The 16,328-nt window shown below is 36.3% G+C and carries 15 protein-coding genes; 12 read left to right on the top strand and 3 right to left on the bottom strand.

Features of this window, described 5'->3' with window-relative positions:
* Window positions 1-57: 57 nt before the first annotated feature.
* Together tyrA and Q4503_RS05455 are read right to left on the bottom strand one after the other, a co-directional pair.
* A complete protein-coding gene (tyrA, locus tag Q4503_RS05460; RefSeq protein WP_215972937.1) occupies window positions 58-1,191 on the bottom strand; it encodes a bifunctional chorismate mutase/prephenate dehydrogenase in 1,134 nt (377 codons plus the stop codon).
* A gap of 87 nt (window positions 1,192-1,278) precedes the next feature.
* On the bottom strand, window positions 1,279-2,373 hold the full coding sequence (locus tag Q4503_RS05455) for a 3-deoxy-7-phosphoheptulonate synthase (RefSeq protein ID WP_215972938.1): 1,095 nt from the start codon (window positions 2,371-2,373) through the stop codon (window positions 1,279-1,281).
* Window positions 2,374-2,720: 347 nt separating this feature from the next.
* Here Q4503_RS05455 and Q4503_RS05450 point away from each other — a divergent pair, with 347 nt between their 5' ends.
* From Q4503_RS05450 to Q4503_RS05415, 8 genes are all read left to right on the top strand, one after another.
* A complete protein-coding gene (locus tag Q4503_RS05450) occupies window positions 2,721-3,800 on the top strand; it encodes a PstS family phosphate ABC transporter substrate-binding protein (RefSeq protein WP_215972939.1) in 1,080 nt (359 codons plus the stop codon).
* 163 nt (window positions 3,801-3,963) lie between these two features.
* The gene (gene pstC / locus Q4503_RS05445; RefSeq protein ID WP_215972940.1) at window positions 3,964-5,394 is read left to right on the top strand and encodes a phosphate ABC transporter permease subunit PstC; all 1,431 of its coding nucleotides are present in this window, start codon (window positions 3,964-3,966) and stop codon (window positions 5,392-5,394) included.
* Complete coding sequence (gene pstA, locus Q4503_RS05440) at window positions 5,387-6,745, top strand: phosphate ABC transporter permease PstA (protein ID WP_303601621.1); 1,359 nt, start codon at window positions 5,387-5,389, stop codon at window positions 6,743-6,745. Before pstC ends, pstA begins: the two co-directional genes overlap by 8 nt.
* Before the next feature lie 33 nt (window positions 6,746-6,778).
* Window positions 6,779-7,612, top strand: a complete 834-nt coding sequence (gene pstB, locus Q4503_RS05435; RefSeq protein WP_215972942.1) for a phosphate ABC transporter ATP-binding protein PstB — start codon at window positions 6,779-6,781, stop codon at window positions 7,610-7,612.
* Window positions 7,613-7,624: 12 nt separating this feature from the next.
* Window positions 7,625-8,389 (top strand): phosphate signaling complex protein PhoU, encoded by a 765-nt coding sequence (phoU, locus tag Q4503_RS05430; protein WP_303601620.1) that lies wholly within the window; start codon window positions 7,625-7,627, stop codon window positions 8,387-8,389.
* Window positions 8,390-8,648: 259 nt separating this feature from the next.
* Window positions 8,649-8,882, top strand: coding sequence for a cysteine-rich CWC family protein (locus Q4503_RS05425; protein ID WP_303601619.1), 234 nt, complete (start codon window positions 8,649-8,651; stop codon window positions 8,880-8,882).
* A 12-nt stretch (window positions 8,883-8,894) separates the two neighbouring features.
* A complete protein-coding gene (locus Q4503_RS05420; protein WP_303601618.1) occupies window positions 8,895-9,461 on the top strand; it encodes a uracil-DNA glycosylase family protein in 567 nt (188 codons plus the stop codon).
* Between the two features lie 115 nt (window positions 9,462-9,576).
* Complete coding sequence (locus tag Q4503_RS05415; protein ID WP_215972946.1) at window positions 9,577-10,005, top strand: hypothetical protein; 429 nt, start codon at window positions 9,577-9,579, stop codon at window positions 10,003-10,005.
* A 199-nt stretch (window positions 10,006-10,204) separates the two neighbouring features.
* Here Q4503_RS05415 and Q4503_RS05410 read toward each other — a convergent pair whose 3' ends face one another.
* Entirely contained in the window at window positions 10,205-10,381 is a 177-nt protein-coding gene (locus Q4503_RS05410; protein ID WP_215972947.1) for a DUF3545 family protein, read from the bottom strand.
* 217 nt (window positions 10,382-10,598) lie between these two features.
* Here Q4503_RS05410 and Q4503_RS05405 point away from each other — a divergent pair, with 217 nt between their 5' ends.
* The 4 genes from Q4503_RS05405 (at window position 10,599) to Q4503_RS05390 (ending at window position 15,022) form a co-directional block, all read left to right on the top strand.
* A complete protein-coding gene (locus tag Q4503_RS05405; protein ID WP_303601617.1) occupies window positions 10,599-11,513 on the top strand; it encodes a dienelactone hydrolase family protein in 915 nt (304 codons plus the stop codon).
* 374 nt (window positions 11,514-11,887) lie between these two features.
* Entirely contained in the window at window positions 11,888-12,388 is a 501-nt protein-coding gene (locus tag Q4503_RS05400) for a hypothetical protein (RefSeq protein ID WP_303601616.1), read from the top strand.
* A 734-nt stretch (window positions 12,389-13,122) separates the two neighbouring features.
* Entirely contained in the window at window positions 13,123-13,554 is a 432-nt protein-coding gene (locus Q4503_RS05395) for a hypothetical protein (RefSeq protein ID WP_215972950.1), read from the top strand.
* A gap of 253 nt (window positions 13,555-13,807) precedes the next feature.
* Window positions 13,808-15,022 carry a Xaa-Pro peptidase family protein gene (locus Q4503_RS05390; RefSeq protein WP_215972951.1) on the top strand — a complete coding sequence of 405 codons (1,215 nt, stop codon included), beginning with the start codon at window positions 13,808-13,810 and terminating at the stop codon, window positions 15,020-15,022.
* The last annotated feature ends 1,306 nt before the right edge of the window (window positions 15,023-16,328 follow it).

Genomic DNA, 16,328 nt, shown 5'->3' with positions numbered 1-16,328 from the left:
CTACAATTTATCCTAGCTTTCCCTTAGCCTTTAACGATAGTTTTTCATAATTAAAGGCTAATATTTTTTCAGTTCATTAGCTTTTAGTAACATTGCCTTACTTTCAGCTAGAAAGTCATCGGCATAATCACCAAACCAATGCGAAACCTGTTTAAACATACTAACAAAGGCCTCTTTATCGCCTACTTCCACTTCTTCTAATAATTCTAAAAAGCGATAAGCAAAGCGTTTCATCATCGTAATATTATCAGGATTAGAAAAAATAATATCTGAATACAAAATAGGATCTTGAGCAAATAGGCGACCCACCATAATAAGCTCTAAACGATAAATAGGAGAGCTCATATTAACTAAATTCTCAATATCAGCCCCTTCCGACATTAAATGGTAACCATAAGCTATCGTAGAAAAATGGCGCATCACTTGTACCATTGACATAGCTTGATCATGCTCATGCGCTGACACTTGATAGGTTTTAGCTCCCCACACTCTAAATTGTTGTAACAGCCATTCATACTTAGCTTTATCGCGGCCATCACAAACAATAATAGTTTGCTTAATTAGTCCCGTTACATCTGGACCAAACATAGGATGCAAGCCAACAACAGGTCCTTGATGCGCTTTCATCATTTCAAATAAAGGCGTTTCTTTGATACTGGTAAAATCAGCTAAAATACAGTCATCGGGTAAATTATTTAGCTCATGAATAACCATTGATGTTAACCGAATAGGCACAGCAACAATAACCACACTAGCATCAGCTAAAATTTCTTTACTTTGCGGCCAATCGTCTTGTTCAATAACAGCAACTTGATAATTGGAACGTTGAAACAAATCAACAAAAACACGACCTAACTGCCCTTTACCACCAACAATAACCACTTTATTACAATCAGGGTTAATACACTGGTAACCACTCGCATCTTGACTTTTATATGAATCACGCATTAATCGACGTAAAACATCTTCGATTAAGTCGCCGCTTAATCCTGCATTTTCCGCTTGTTCTCGGCGTTGCTGAATTAATGCAGCTTCTCTATCAGGTGCAAAAATAGGCATGCCTTCCGCACTTTTTAACTCACCTACCTTTGTCGTAACCGCAAGGCGTTTCACTAATAGATTTACTAATTTACTATCAATGTCATCAATCTCATCGCGCAATGCTTTAAGATTGTCATCAAAATTACTCATAGTTTCTCTTACAGCTCATTTAATAAACAACAAGTGTTTAATAAGCCCGATGCTGAATTTATGATAAATTCAGCATCCCACTGTTGTTTAAACACGTTTCTTAAGTGCCTCATGAAGCATAGCATCGGCTTCAACCAATAGGGCCTTAGTAGTTTCTAAGTCAATACAAGCATCTGTAACCGATACACCGTATTCCATATCGGCAATAGCTAAGTCACTGCTTTGGTTACCTGCTTTTATATTACTTTCAAGCATTATACCAATAATTGATTTATTTCCTTCAACAATTTGGTTGAAAACATTGGTCGCAACCAGTGGTTGACGACGGTAATCTTTATTTGAATTACCATGACTACAATCAACAACAATACCTGATTTTAAATTATGCTTAGCTAGAATGTCTTCACATTCTTTAATATTCACACTGTCGTAATTAGGCTGTTTACCGCCACGTAAAATAACATGACCATCTGGATTACCAGACGTTTTAATTAACGCCACCTGCCCTTGTGGATTAATTCCCATAAAGCGATGTGAAGAAGCCGCAGACTGTAATGCATTAATGGCAACATCTAAACTACCATTGGTACCATTTTTAAAACCGATAGGCATTGATAAACCGCTTGCCATTTCCCTATGCGTTTGTGATTCAGTAGTACGCGCACCAATAGCTGACCAACTGAATAGTTCGGCTAAATATTGTGGACTAATAGGATCAAGCGCTTCAGTAGCTAAAGGTAACCCTAACTCTGTTAAGTAAATTAATAACTCACGAGCTTTTCTCAGGCCTGATTCTACATCGAAAGAGCCATCCATATGAGGATCATTAATTAACCCTTTCCAACCAACAGTAGTACGTGGCTTCTCAAAGTAAACGCGCATAACAATATACAAAGAATCTTGATACTTATCATGAAGCTTCTTTAACTCACGTGCATATTCTTTAGCACCTTCAACATCATGCACTGAGCATGGGCCACTGATCACAAGAAAACGCGAGTCGCGTTTATGCGTAATATCCGCAATTATTTTACGAGCTGATTTTACAAAAGCTCTACCGGGATCTTTTAAAGGTAACTCATTTCTAAGTTGCTCGGGTGTTATTAATACATGCTCTTCATTAACATGAATATCATTTAAAGTGCTTTTGTGAGCCTTATTATCAGCAGTTAAAGTTGCCATAGTTCTTTCCTAAAATTAATAATCGATAATTGAAATACACAAAATAAAACAAGATTTACTGAAAATATTGAAAAGATAAAATTGTAATTTTAGAGGCTTACAGCTTAATCAAAAATAAAAACATAAAATCGTAAAGATTTAATTACGTGCTTTGTAATGTTATTTTTACACATAATTTTCCTATAGTACAGCGTAAATTTTAAAAAACTAACGGACTATTCTTGCCTTCATATAACTGTAATATTTACGTCACGTAATTGTCATATTCAATTTCTACACTGTGGTTATATTAATAAAGCTCTATTAGACAACTTTATCACGCTAAAAATTTAACAAGTGGGAATATAATGACTAAAATAATGAAGAGTAAATTAACAAAAACAGTATTGACTTTATCTTTAACTGCCGCTGCTTTAATAAGCAATATTACCAATGCACAAAACAGTAGTCGCGATACCATTACTGCCGTTGGCTCTTCAACGGTTTATCCGTTTTCAACTGTAGTTGCAGAGCGTTTTGGTAAAAATACCGAGTTTAAAACACCAAAAATTGAATCTACCGGCACTGGCGGGGGCATGAAATTATTCTGCTCTAGTAATGCTATTAACACGCCTGACTTATCAAATGCTTCGCGTCGTATGCAAAAAAGTGAATTTGATATGTGTACTAAAAACGGTGTAACAAGTATCACTGAAGTACTGATTGGTTATGACGGTATTGTGGTTGCTAATTCAAATACCGCTAAGTTAATGAACATATCCCTGAAAGAAATTTTTCTAGCACTCGCTAAAGAAGTACCGGCAAAAGATGGTAGCGAAAAGCTTGTCACTAACCCATATAAGTTATGGAGTGACATTAATCCTGCGCTACCAGCAAACAAAATTGAAGTGTTAGGCCCTCCACCAACATCGGGAACACGTGATGCCTTCGCTGAATTAGTTTTAGAAGGCGGCTGTAATCAGTTTAGTTGGATTAAAGCAATGAAAAAGCAAGACAAATCTAAATATAAAGAAATTTGTCATAGCGTACGTGAAGATCATACTTACATTGAAGCTGGCGAAAATGACAACTTAATAGTACAGAAACTAACCGCTAACCCTAAAGCTTTTGGTATTTTTGGTTTTAGCTTTTTAGACCAAAATAGCGATACATTACAAGGCGCAGTAATTAATGGCCAAGGACCTTCGTTCGAAGCAATATCAGACGGTTCATACGCCGTTTCTCGTCCATTATATTTCTATGTGAAAAATGCTCATGTGGGTAAAGTTCCCGGTATTTTAGAGTTTTTAACCGAATATACCAGTGAAACTGCAATGGGTGAAGAAGGCTATTTAACTGATAAAGGGTTAATTCCATTAGGTGAAGAAAAATTAACGAGCATTCGTAAAAACGTCTTATCACTAACCCCTTTAGTATTAACTGAGTAGTATTAACTAAGAAATGTTAACTGAACAGTTACAACTAAATAACCTTAACTAAACTCAATCACTAATAATCATCACCACGCTTATAGGCGAGAAAGCACTTCTCGCCTAAACTTTATCAGCAATATATGTATTGTTTTTTTAATTGAAAAATTGGCCTTGATATATGAATTCATCTTTACTTTTTATTACCTTACTTTGCTTAACATTTTTCAGTTACTGGTTTGGAGTAAAGCGCTCATTAAAAGTTGCTGGTGGCGCAGAGCATAAAAAAAATCTAACCTGCTTACCACAGCAATTTGGCTTATTAACGGCAATGGTTTGTGGTTTACCGGCGTTGATCACATTGTTAATCTTTAACAGCGTTGAAAACACCATTATTGAGCAGATTCTTGCAACGACATTGCCTGCCAATATTCAAGCCCTTTCAACTATTGATCTTGGCCTTTACCTCAATAATATTCGCTCAATAGCTTCATCAGAAACAATAACAAACTTAATCAAGAGTATAGAAAATCAGAGCCTGAATAATGCTAATTTAGCGACACTTGAACAGCTCAAAGCGGCATTAACATTAAAAGAGTTACACCAACAAGTAACTTGGTTAAAAACCAGCTTAGTACTCGTTGTCGCGATTACTAGCGTTATCGTGCTCGTTAGACAATTTAGTATTACGTTTAAAGCTCGCCAAAAAGCTGAAGCAATCATACGTACGTTACTAGTTGCATCATCAGGCATTGCAATTTTAACAACGCTTGGCATCGTTATTTCCGTGCTATTTGAATCTATTCAATTTTTCAGAAGTGTGCCACCGACTGAATTTATGTTTGGTACTCAGTGGAGTCCACAAACGGCCATGCGGGTTGATCAAATAGGTGGGTCAGGTAGTTTTGGCGCAGTACCTCTTTTTGCAGGAACCCTACTAATCACCTTTATTGCCATGTTATTAGCTGTACCAGTAGGGTTAATGATTGCCATTTACTTATCTCAATACGCTAATACTAAACTACGCCGTGTTGCTAAACCTATGCTAGAAGTATTAGCTGGTATACCAACTGTCGTTTATGGTTTTTTTGCCGCCTTAACCGTTGCTCCTGTGATCAGAAACTTGGGAGAATCCTTTGGATTAAGCGTAGCATCTGAAAGCGCTTTAGCTGCTGGATTAGTAATGGGAACCATGATTATTCCTTTTGTCTCATCCTTGTCAGAAGATGCAATAAGTGCTGTACCTGAATCATTAAAAGAAGCGTCATTAGGCATGGGGGCAACCAAAAGCGAAACCGTTATTAAAGTACTATTGCCAGCAGCCCTACCAGGGATTGTGGGTGCAATATTGTTAGCAATTTCTCGTGCAATAGGCGAAACCATGATTGTTGTTATGGCCGCAGGAATGGCCGCAAACCTAACAGCAAACCCACTCGACTCAGTTACTACAGTCACAGTACAAATCGTTACCTTGCTAACAGGCGATCAAGAGTTTGATAGTCCAAAAACATTGGCTGCTTTCGCGCTTGGCTTAATGTTGTTTATCACGACACTTGGGTTAAATATTTTAGCACTGAAAGTTGTTAGAAAATATAGAGAGCAATATGACTAATTCAATAAAAAGCTCGACGGATAATACACAAATGAACGATTCAATTCAGCAGAAAAGCACCGTAACTATTACAGAGAAAGTAACAAAAAGCTTAAAAAAACGTCATAGAAAAGAAAAACGTTTCAAAATAGTAGGTTTACTTGCCGTACTTTTTGGTTTTATGTTGGTACTAACTTTAATCACAGATATTACAGCAAAAGCTATACCTGCATTTCATCAACACTGGGTAAAAATTGATGTTGATTATAAAAGCGCTTGGTTGAATATCGATGATACAGCCGCAGCAACACAGCTAACAAATCAAATGCAGACCGCAAATTATCGAAAAGTATTGAGAAACTCTATCTATCAAATGTTCTCAACAGGAGCAGAAAAAAAGCTAACGCGCCAAGATAAACGCCAGCTGACCAAGCTATTTTCAACCAATGCTGAATTCACGATTAAAGATAAATTAATTGCAAAGCCTAACTACATCAATAAAAAAATTGAACTGTGGGTGAAACTTGATGATGACGTAGATAGCTATCTAAAAGAAGATTTTCCGCTAGGCGAAGCAGGCCTTCGAGTATCGAAAAAACAAGCAGAGTGGATTGCAAAATTAAGTACTGAACAACGTATTGATAGTCGCTTTAATCTTAGTTTTTTCACTGCTAGTGACTCACGTGAACCTGAACTTGCAGGTATTAAGGGTGCATTAACAGGAACATTATTAACGATGTTTGTCACCTTGTTACTTTCATTTCCATTAGGCGTTGCAGGTGCAATATACCTTGAAGAGTTCGCACCTAAAAATCGCTGGACGGATATCATTGAGATAAACATTAATAACTTAGCTGCAGTACCATCAATTGTTTTCGGCTTACTCGGCTTAGCCGTCATTATTAATATGTTTGAACTACCACGCTCTGCCCCATTAGTTGGTGGCATAGTATTAACCTTAATGACATTACCAACCATTATTATCGCCAGTCGTGCTGCAATAAAGGCTGTGCCACCATCTTTAAGAGAAGCAGCATTAGGATTAGGCGCTTCAAAAATGCAAGTTACCTTCTCCCATGTATTACCACAAGCGATGCCAGGCATAATCACAGGTGGCATTATTGGTATTGCACAAGCCTTAGGAGAAACAGCACCATTGCTGATGATTGGCATGGTTGCTTTTATTGTTGATGTTCCAACAAGTATTCTCGATTCTGCCACAGTATTACCTGTACAAATATTTTTATGGGCCGACAGCCCTGAAAGAGCATTTTTAGCAAAAACCTCCGCGGCAATTTTAGTGTTACTCACACTACTATTAGTGATTAATATCACTGCAACAGTATTGCGCTCTAAGTTTGAAAAAAAATGATTTTTTTAAAAGAAACCGTTTAAGAAGAAACAAATGAATAATTTGAATATAAAAGAAAATGACTTATCAGAATTAGCGCTAACAGAAACTGTTGGGAATATTTATGCCGATAATGCAAAAATGTCAATTCGCAATGCCGATGTTTATTATGGTGAAAAACAAGCGATACACAATATCAGTTTAGATTTAGCGCAACATCAAGTTACAGCACTTATTGGGCCTTCAGGTTGTGGTAAGTCTACTTTTTTACGCTGTTTAAATCGTATGAATGACACCATTGATATTTGCCGAGTCACAGGACAATTAATGTTAGATAATGATGACATTTATGCGAAAGATTTAGATCCTGTCTTATTACGAGCTCGTGTGGGTATGGTTTTTCAAAAACCAAACCCTTTCCCAAAATCTATTTACGACAATGTTGCTTATGGCGCCCGCATTCACGGACTTACCAATAATAAAACAGAATTAGACGAGATTGTTGAAACAAGTTTACAAAAAGCCGGTTTGTTTAATGAAGTTAAAGATCGATTAAAAGAGCCTGGTACTGGCTTATCTGGTGGTCAACAACAACGCTTGTGTATCGCTAGAACTATCGCCGTGAGCCCAGAAGTCATTTTGATGGACGAACCAGCATCAGCACTTGATCCAATTGCTACCGCCATTATTGAAGAATTAATCGATGAGCTTAAAGAAAAGTACACTATCGCCATTGTAACCCATTCAATGCAGCAAGCAGCTCGTGTTTCACAGCACACCGCTTACTTTCATATGGGTAAGTTAGTTGAAATGGGAAAAACTGAAGATATTTTCACACGCCCTGAGCATAAACTAACTGAAAACTATATTACTGGCCGCTTCGGTTAATGGGAGAATAAAATGACAACACAAGACAATACCAATACACCAAGTGGTTTTACGACAAAATTAAATTTAGACAAGCACATTTCACGTCGTTTTAATCAAGAACTAGAGCAAGTAAGAAGCTTAGTTATGGACATGGGAGCCTTAGTTGAACAACAAGTAAACGACGGATTAAGTGCTGTATTAAATGCTGATGAAAAACTCGCAGAAAAAGTAATAAAACGTGATAAAAAAGTGAATACCATGGAGCTAGAAATTGATGAATATTGCACTCAAATTTTAGCTCGTCGACAACCAGCAGCAAGTGACTTACGCTTACTTGTCAGTGTCATCAAAAGTATTACTGATCTCGAACGTATGGGCGATGAAGCAGTAAAATTTGGTAAAAATGCCATTAAGTTAGCAAAAGGTAATTTTGCAGAACAAGAAAGTTCAAGACCGCTTGTTGAGTTAAAACACTTAGGAAAACATGTTAGTGATACGTTAAACAAGGCACTAACTGCTTACGCACAAATGGATGTCGCCGCAGCCTTAGACATCATAAAAAATGATAATATCGTCGATGAAGAATTTGATAACATTTCACGCTTATTAGTCACTAAAATGATGGAAAACCCACGAGAAATAAAAAATGCACTCAGAGTTACTTGGTGCGCTAGAGCACTAGAGCGTATTGGCGATCACACTACTAATCTATGTGAATATATTGTTTATTTAGTTGAAGGCAAAGATGTTCGGCACGCTACAATGGAACAAATTAGAGAATCAATCGACAACTAACAATAGCCTAGTAGCTTAAACATTAACTTACGGTGCTACGGGGTGTTAATAAAACAAAAAATAGGTGTTTCGGCTGATTCAATGAGCAACTCTTCTTTCACTCAGCCGACATCATTTACTTAGTAAATGCTTTTTAAAAAGAAGTATCATTGTTAATAGCCTTAATTTAATAACACCTATCAATGAAAGATGCTTCAATTCACTCAGAAAACTTTGTACACTCACGACACAAAGAATATCCTTACTAAAGATATAGTCTATGCAAATAATAATTCCACCTGAATCTTGTCCTTTTTGTCAGGGAAATAATACTTGTATGGTTAATGATATAAAATCTTGTTGGTGCAACAACACTCCTGTCCCTGCTGAATTAATTGCTTTAGTGCCAACACCATTACAACGTAAAGCATGTATTTGTGTTACTTGTATTTCTCTATTTAATGAAAGCCCGGCACTCTTTATAAAAAAATACCTAAACAGAGCAGCCACCTAAGTGTACATTTAGATGAAGACACTGATAGCAAAAATTAAACAATGTCAATTATGTGAAAATATTTTACCCTGTGAGCCCAATCCTGTATTTCAAGCAAACGAGCAAAGTAAAATTCTTATTTTAGGCCAAGCGCCAGGAATAAAAGCTCATCAGACATCCATACCTTTTAATGATAAAAGTGGTGATAGATTAAGAGCTTGGCTAGGTGTAAGTAAATCCCAGTTTTATAATGACGAACTATTCGCTATTTTGCCGATGAGTTTTTGTTATCCCGGTAAAGGTAAGTCTGGCGATCTGCCACCGTTGCCCCTTTGTGCAGATACATGGCGTAATGCACTGTTAGCAAAGCTAACAAAAGTAGAATTAACAATAATATTAGGGAAATATGCTATCGCATGGCATTTGCATACCAAAGCCCCTATTACACAGCTAGCACAGCAATGGCAAACGCTATTAAACTCAAAACAAATTGTGCTCCCACACCCTAGTCCTCGAAATAATATTTGGTTAAAGAAAAATAGCTGGTTTGAAGATGAGGTTATTCCTAAACTTCAAAGTAAAATACAATCGCTAATTTAAAATACACTTTACACATTCCCTGAAACGGTCTGTATTGAAATGAAAGGCAATTCATCGTATCTTAATATTAGTTACCTATACTTTTTATATTAATTATATTGGATACGTAAAAATAATGGACAAACTTAAAGGCACATCGTTACTCTTAATTATTATGTTAACAAGCCTTCTATCAGGTTGTAATGCAAATAAAGAACCCAAAATGTCCGAGAAGCAAGTCGCCACTTCTTTTTTTAATGCCATTTATAATGAAAAAGACATCGATAAAGCTATCGCTTTAAGCTCTGCCGATTTTAAAAAAGAAATAGAAAAATACCACACCGCCAGCAATGTTGCGCGTCGTTTATTCAACATGAGCTTTGACTCTGTTTCATTACATACCTCAGCCAAGAAAAAGCAAATACTTGATAATTACAATATTCAGGTAACTATGATGATACAGTTCACCGGTAAACGTGATGGCAATAGCTATAAAGACTATAAAAAAATTCTATTGATTAAAAATAAGGATCAATGGTTAGTCGATAAACTGGTGGAAGATTAATATGTTGTCAATTTGAGCTTATATTAAGAATAAGATACAGAGCAGAATTGAGTCCAATTTAAAAAGAAGAGCATTTCAGTGCTCTTCTTTTTTTAAACATTATTTGTGATTACTATTATTTGCAAAACTATCACTATATCAGCCTTAATAGGTTAATTAATGATTTAGTTTTTAACGTTAATTACTTATATTTCAATAATTAAAATGAATAATAATTATCACCAAAATCTAGCTCTCTTTTTTCACGTCGCTCATCTTTATAAGCTTCTATTTCGCGCCATTTACGTTTATTTTGTTTCTTACTTTTCTTTTTTTCAAATTCAGTCTCTTCTTCAAAGTCACTAAAATCTAATTCTTGCCATTGTTCATCTTGCATAATAAATACTCGTAAAGTTAATGTTTATTGCAATATAAATAGCTAATATGACAATTTGTTTACAAAAAAATTAAAGTAAAATGATAGCCATTAGTTTATTTTAATAAACTCAAAAAACAACTGATTTAGCACTTACTTTACTTTAGTTAACAAGTTGACAATAATGTAGATTCACAATATCAATGTACCGCTGACATAACACTATAAGAGTTTATTTATGACTACCAACAACGATAACAACAAAGAAAACGCCACTATTCCACAAGAAGCATTTGATTGGTATGACGAATATGCTCATGGCATTATTGATAGAAGAACATTTATGAAGCGCCTTGCCGGCTTAGCTGTTGTTGGCATGAGTACTAACATACTCGCTTCGGCATTATTACCAAACTATGCACAAGCCGAACAAGTTTCATTTAATGATAAAGACATCACGGCAAGCTATGAAACATTTGAATCACCTTTAGGGCTTGGTAGCGTTCAAGGCTACTTTGTAAAACCAGCTAATTTATCAGGCACCGCCCCCGCTGTTTTGGTAGTACACGAAAATAGAGGGTTAAATCCTTATATTAAAGATGTAGCTCGACGTGTTGCTAAAGCAGGTTTTATAGCATTTGCCCCCGATATATTACATACATTGGGCGGTTATCCAGGTAATGATGATGAAGGGAGAACAATGCAACGTACGTTAGATCGTGCAAAAGTTGAACAAGATTTTATTGCCTCCGCTAAATACCTTAAAAACCATCAACTATCTAATGGTAAACTTGGCGGTGTAGGCTTTTGTTTTGGTGGTTATATTATTAACATGCTTGCTGCAAGAGCACCTGATGTAATCAACGCCGGCGTACCTTTTTATGGCACCCCTGCGGCTAAAGAGTTGCGAAAAAACATTACAGCACCGTTAATGATTCAACTCGCCGAGCTGGATAAACGTGTCAATGCCACGTGGGATGAATACGAGCAAGACTTAAAAGCAAGTAACATTGATTATGTAATGCACATGTACAAAAACGCCAACCATGGCTTTCATAATGATTCAACCAGTCGTTACCTACAAAAAAGCGCTGACTTGGCTTGGGAAAGAACAATCACTTTCTTTAATAAACATTTATCTACAGCGCAGTAATTAACAGAACCATAATATTGATAGGTTTATATTGTAATCTATTCAAAACAAAGTGATGGTTGAGTCATGCTAGCCAACTCATTAGCTGAGTTTATTAAGATGCTCAACCATGATGTTCTTTCATGGGAAATAAACTGCCGATTTGGCGGCAAAAATTGTTTATTTATCTCTTTTTCTTCTAAACCATTCCTTCATCAAACAGCCTACTTATTATTTATAATAAAAAAGAAAGCACTATGTAGCTTGAACTAGACTTAATAAATGCTTTCCTCGCAGTTATTATTACTAACCTCGTCATAATGGCTCATATATTGCTCTAACGTTAAATAGTAAAAAATAATAGCACCACAATAACGAAGCAATGGATATTCATTATGATGATTTTTCAAAATTATGCTCAAGCAATCTCAAATGCAAAAGCTAATAATGAGTCACAGGTAAATTTTAATAAACCTATAACCGCCGTAGAAGCAATTCCCAGTGAAAAAGATACAGTCACACTTTCAGACAAAGCTCTAGCGATGATGAACGGTAAAACATATACCGAGGAAGCACCCACTTATATTCGTCCAGTAACGGCAAGAACATTACTTGCAAGCAATGACGAGCAAAACACTATAGGTAATACGACGACTAGTGATCAGCAAATACCTGACACTCGCTTTGCAGAGATAATGCAAAAAATATTAGATAAACGATTAGGGATTGATAGTGAAAAATTAGAAGAAATAGAAGTTATGATGGAGCAAGTAGCTAATGATGACAGTTTGAGCCCAGAAGTAAAACAAGAAGCCCTAGACAAGCTGACCGAGATGAGAGAACAAGTTTTTAAAGAAAGTATAGGTATGCAAGAAAATATACAACAAGCTGACTAATCCAGTAAATATAGACCATCCTACTTAACAAATGCCGTCACTATATGAGTGTGAACATAGCGTTTACTCATAAAAACATCTCCATAATATTGGCTATTATCCCTTTATTCCCCCAAGAATATACTATAGGTTGCTTATAAAATTATCAGTAACCTATAAATCATAACTTAAGATCTAATCGTCATGCTACATTTGATATACAGCTTTAGGTAAACAGCTCTTTCCTATCAATAGTGCCATATTAATACCAATCTCACTAACTATGCGATCATTGCTACTTGTTAAAATCATCAACTACATCGTTATTTAATAATTTTAACAACTAGTTATTAAAATAAATCCCTTCTATTTGGCAATTTTTTCTACGTATAAAATTGTTCACCTAATTAATGAGACTGGTATAAGCAATGCGTGCTACATACATAAATTGTATATCCCTCATCATCGTGAAATAAATCATCATCAAAAAAACTCGGCTACAAAAACGATTACTAAAACCTATCACCACAAAATAAAAAGTAAAAAACAAACCTAATAATGTAATAAAAAAACAACAAAGCTGACATAAAAATGCAACAAATTGAAAATAACGGTCATATTTAACGTATTTTTATTTCTTTTTTGTAATTTAATTACAAAAATGTATTTACATTCGATAAATTATTAGTATAATTACTCTAGTTCTTGAGGTGACACTCATTTAAATTATTTTCTTACGTGATACAGAGGTCTACATGAAAAAATTATTGATAGCATTAGCGTTAGTATTAACTGCAACAACAGCAACAGCGTCAAATACAAATGTGAAATTTGTAACAACTGATAACTCAACAGAAACTAATTTATGTTTATCAGCAGCAAAATACGGCTGGAAATCAGCATTAAGAAAATCACACAAAAAATTAAATTATGACATTATATGTAATGGTCAAAGCATAAAATCATTCTCTAAAAACTATAACGTTGAGCCAAAGAAAATAAATGACGACGTAACTACACAGTTTTTAGTTATACCTGCTAATGATAATTCAGCATCAAAAGTTTGTGCTCAAGCAGTAAGATCAGGCATCGATTCTGTTAAAAACACAGTAGACTTCAATGTTAAAGACGTTACCTGTAATGGCAAAAGCATTAGTAAGTTTGTAAAAGAATACAAGAACACATAGTTAAATAATTTTTAGACTTTTTTTATTCCCCGACAAAAAAGTTGCTTTAGCCACGTTATATTACGTGGCTTTTTTTTGCCTAAAAATTACAGCAAATTAATTACGATTTCCCCACTCAGTAAGAATTTACAACCCCCACCAGCTTTAAGCTCCTTCATTACCATGCCACATCCTTGTAATTTAAAAGAAGATCCAAAGAAAGGTTAATGTTACTCTGATCTTATTAATGATTGTATACAATGAGGACTTCACTATGACCATTGGCGTTGGCGGCTCTACCCCAGAAATAGAACTGAATAAATTAACAGATATGACAGCAGATATCGTTGCTATTACTGAGCGTGAATTTAACGAACGTATTTCACAAGCACAAACCTATATGCTCGAACAAAACATTGATGCTATGTACTTAGATGCTGGCACAAACTTAACCTATTTTACAGGCTTAAAATGGTATAAAAGTGAACGCTTAGTTGGCGCTATTTTGCCTGCAAAAGGCGAATTAACGTTTATAGCACCACACTTTGAACAAGGCTCTTTGCTCGATCATATGATCATACAAGGTCAATTTAATGGTTGGCATGAACATGAAAGCCCATATGCTTTATTTGCCCAAACATTAATAGGCATGAACATCCGTTCAGGTAATGTCGCAATAGATGAATCGGCACCTTTTTTTGTTTTTGATGGTTTTCGAAAAGCTGCTCCGCATATTAACTATACCAACGCATCAGATATTACCGCCCTGTGCCGACAAATAAAATCGAGCGCTGAAATAGCTTTAATGCAACGCGCTAAAGACATGACAATTGCTGTACATAAGGCCGCTGCACGTATATTAACCCCCGGCATCAGTACTGTTGAAGTTACAGAATTTATTAATGAAGCTCATAAACGGGTTGGTGCAAGCGGTTCATCGTTTTGTATTGTGCTTTTTGGCTTAGCGACATCATTCCCACATGGTGTAAAAGAACCACAAATCTTAAAAGAGAACGATTGGGTATTAATTGATACTGGCTGTTTAGTACAAGGCTATAACTCGGATATTACAAGAACTTATGCTTACGGTGAAGCAACACCTGAGCAACGTAACGCTTGGCAAGTTGAAAAAGAAGCCCAAATTAATGCCTTCAATGAAGCTAAACTCAATGCACCATGTGGTAATGTTGATGATGGCGCACGTGCCGTATTAGAAAAACACGGTTATGGACCCGATTATCAATTACCAGGCTTACCACACCGAACCGGTCATGGCTGTGGTCTTGATATTCATGAATGGCCATATTTAGTTAAAGGGACTGAAACTAAGCTACAAACAGGTATGGTATTTAGTAATGAGCCGATGTTAGTTATACCCGATAAATTTGGTATTCGTTTAGAAGATCATTTTTACATGGATGAACAAGGCCCGGTATGGTTTACCACACCATCGCACTCTATCGATGATCCCTTTGGATTAGAAGTCTAATTTTACTTACATATTAGATAACTGCGACTTACGAAATGACGGCGTTGAATGTAATTTTAATCGACTTCCATTTATCGATCGTCATCCTCATAGTTACTTAATCGAGGATTCATTGTCTAAGAACGAGATTCCCGATCAGACACTTCGGGAATGACGACTTCGAATGCCAATACACAGCAATTACCTACCCTATCAACACACTCTAAGTCTGCTTGAATCAAGTGCTGAAATGAACATATTACTTTGAGTATGATGAACATTTAATTAGTGCTTGGAGTTTACTTTTCTGTTTGGCGTCGCGGTGGCGACAACACCCAAGGGGCGACGTACCGCCGCGCCTCCCCTTGGAACCCCTGCGGCGCCCAACTCAGCAGAACACTACAATCCAATTTAGCTACAAAGCCTATTCCTGCCGAAAATCATCCCTTCACACGGCAGTTTACGCCATCCATGGCTGCGATCGACTTTGTGTTTATCTAAATTCAATTTTCGTTGCTGAGATGGGTATTGAGGCACTTGGCTAATTTACTTACACACTAGCTAACTTGAGTCTTTTGATCATTCAAAAATACAAAACCAATATTGTGATCCCTACTCTACCAAAAAACACCAAGTCTGCTTGAATCAAGTGCCGAAATGAAAGGTAATATTCACGTATGTTCATCATGGTGGATTATGCTTAATTATTGCTTGGCGTTTAGTTCACTGATCGCGTCGCGGTGACGACAGCACCCATGTAACGTCATGGCTCAGCTTGACTGACACTTTTCAAAATAACTATTCATTCACTGAGATGGGTATTTAAGTACTTGGCATAGCAAGTCGATATAAAGCACATAGCCTTTTTGAACATCCAAAAATACAAAACCAATATTGTGATCCCTACTCTACCAAAAAACACCAAGTCTGCTTTAATCAAGTGCCGTAATGAAAGGTAATATTCACGTATGTTCATCATGGATGATGAACAAAGCGATGTAGGGCATGGATGCCCGTTCAGCGCTGTTACGTCGAAGATATTACCTTGAATGGAGGATGACACTTGATTAGCAGCTCCGAGGGAGTCCAGAGGGATGCCGGAGGCAGTATCCCTTTGGGTGTTGTCGCCACCGCGACAATGTAATGATTATTCACTTCACACCATTTAATCGTTCAAAAAAACACCTAAAACAAACTGGTTTCCCCCTAACCTACCAACACGCGCCAAGCCTGCTTGAATCAAGTGCCGAAATGAAAGGTAATATTCACGTATGTTCATCATGGATGATGAACAAAGCGATGTAGGGCATGGATGCCCGTTCAGCGC

This window comes from Colwellia sp. 6_MG-2023, assembly GCF_030547765.1.
Classification (GTDB): domain Bacteria; phylum Pseudomonadota; class Gammaproteobacteria; order Enterobacterales; family Alteromonadaceae; genus Colwellia.
Note: the sequence above shows the minus strand (reverse complement) of the source record. Positions and strands in the feature narration are given on the sequence as shown.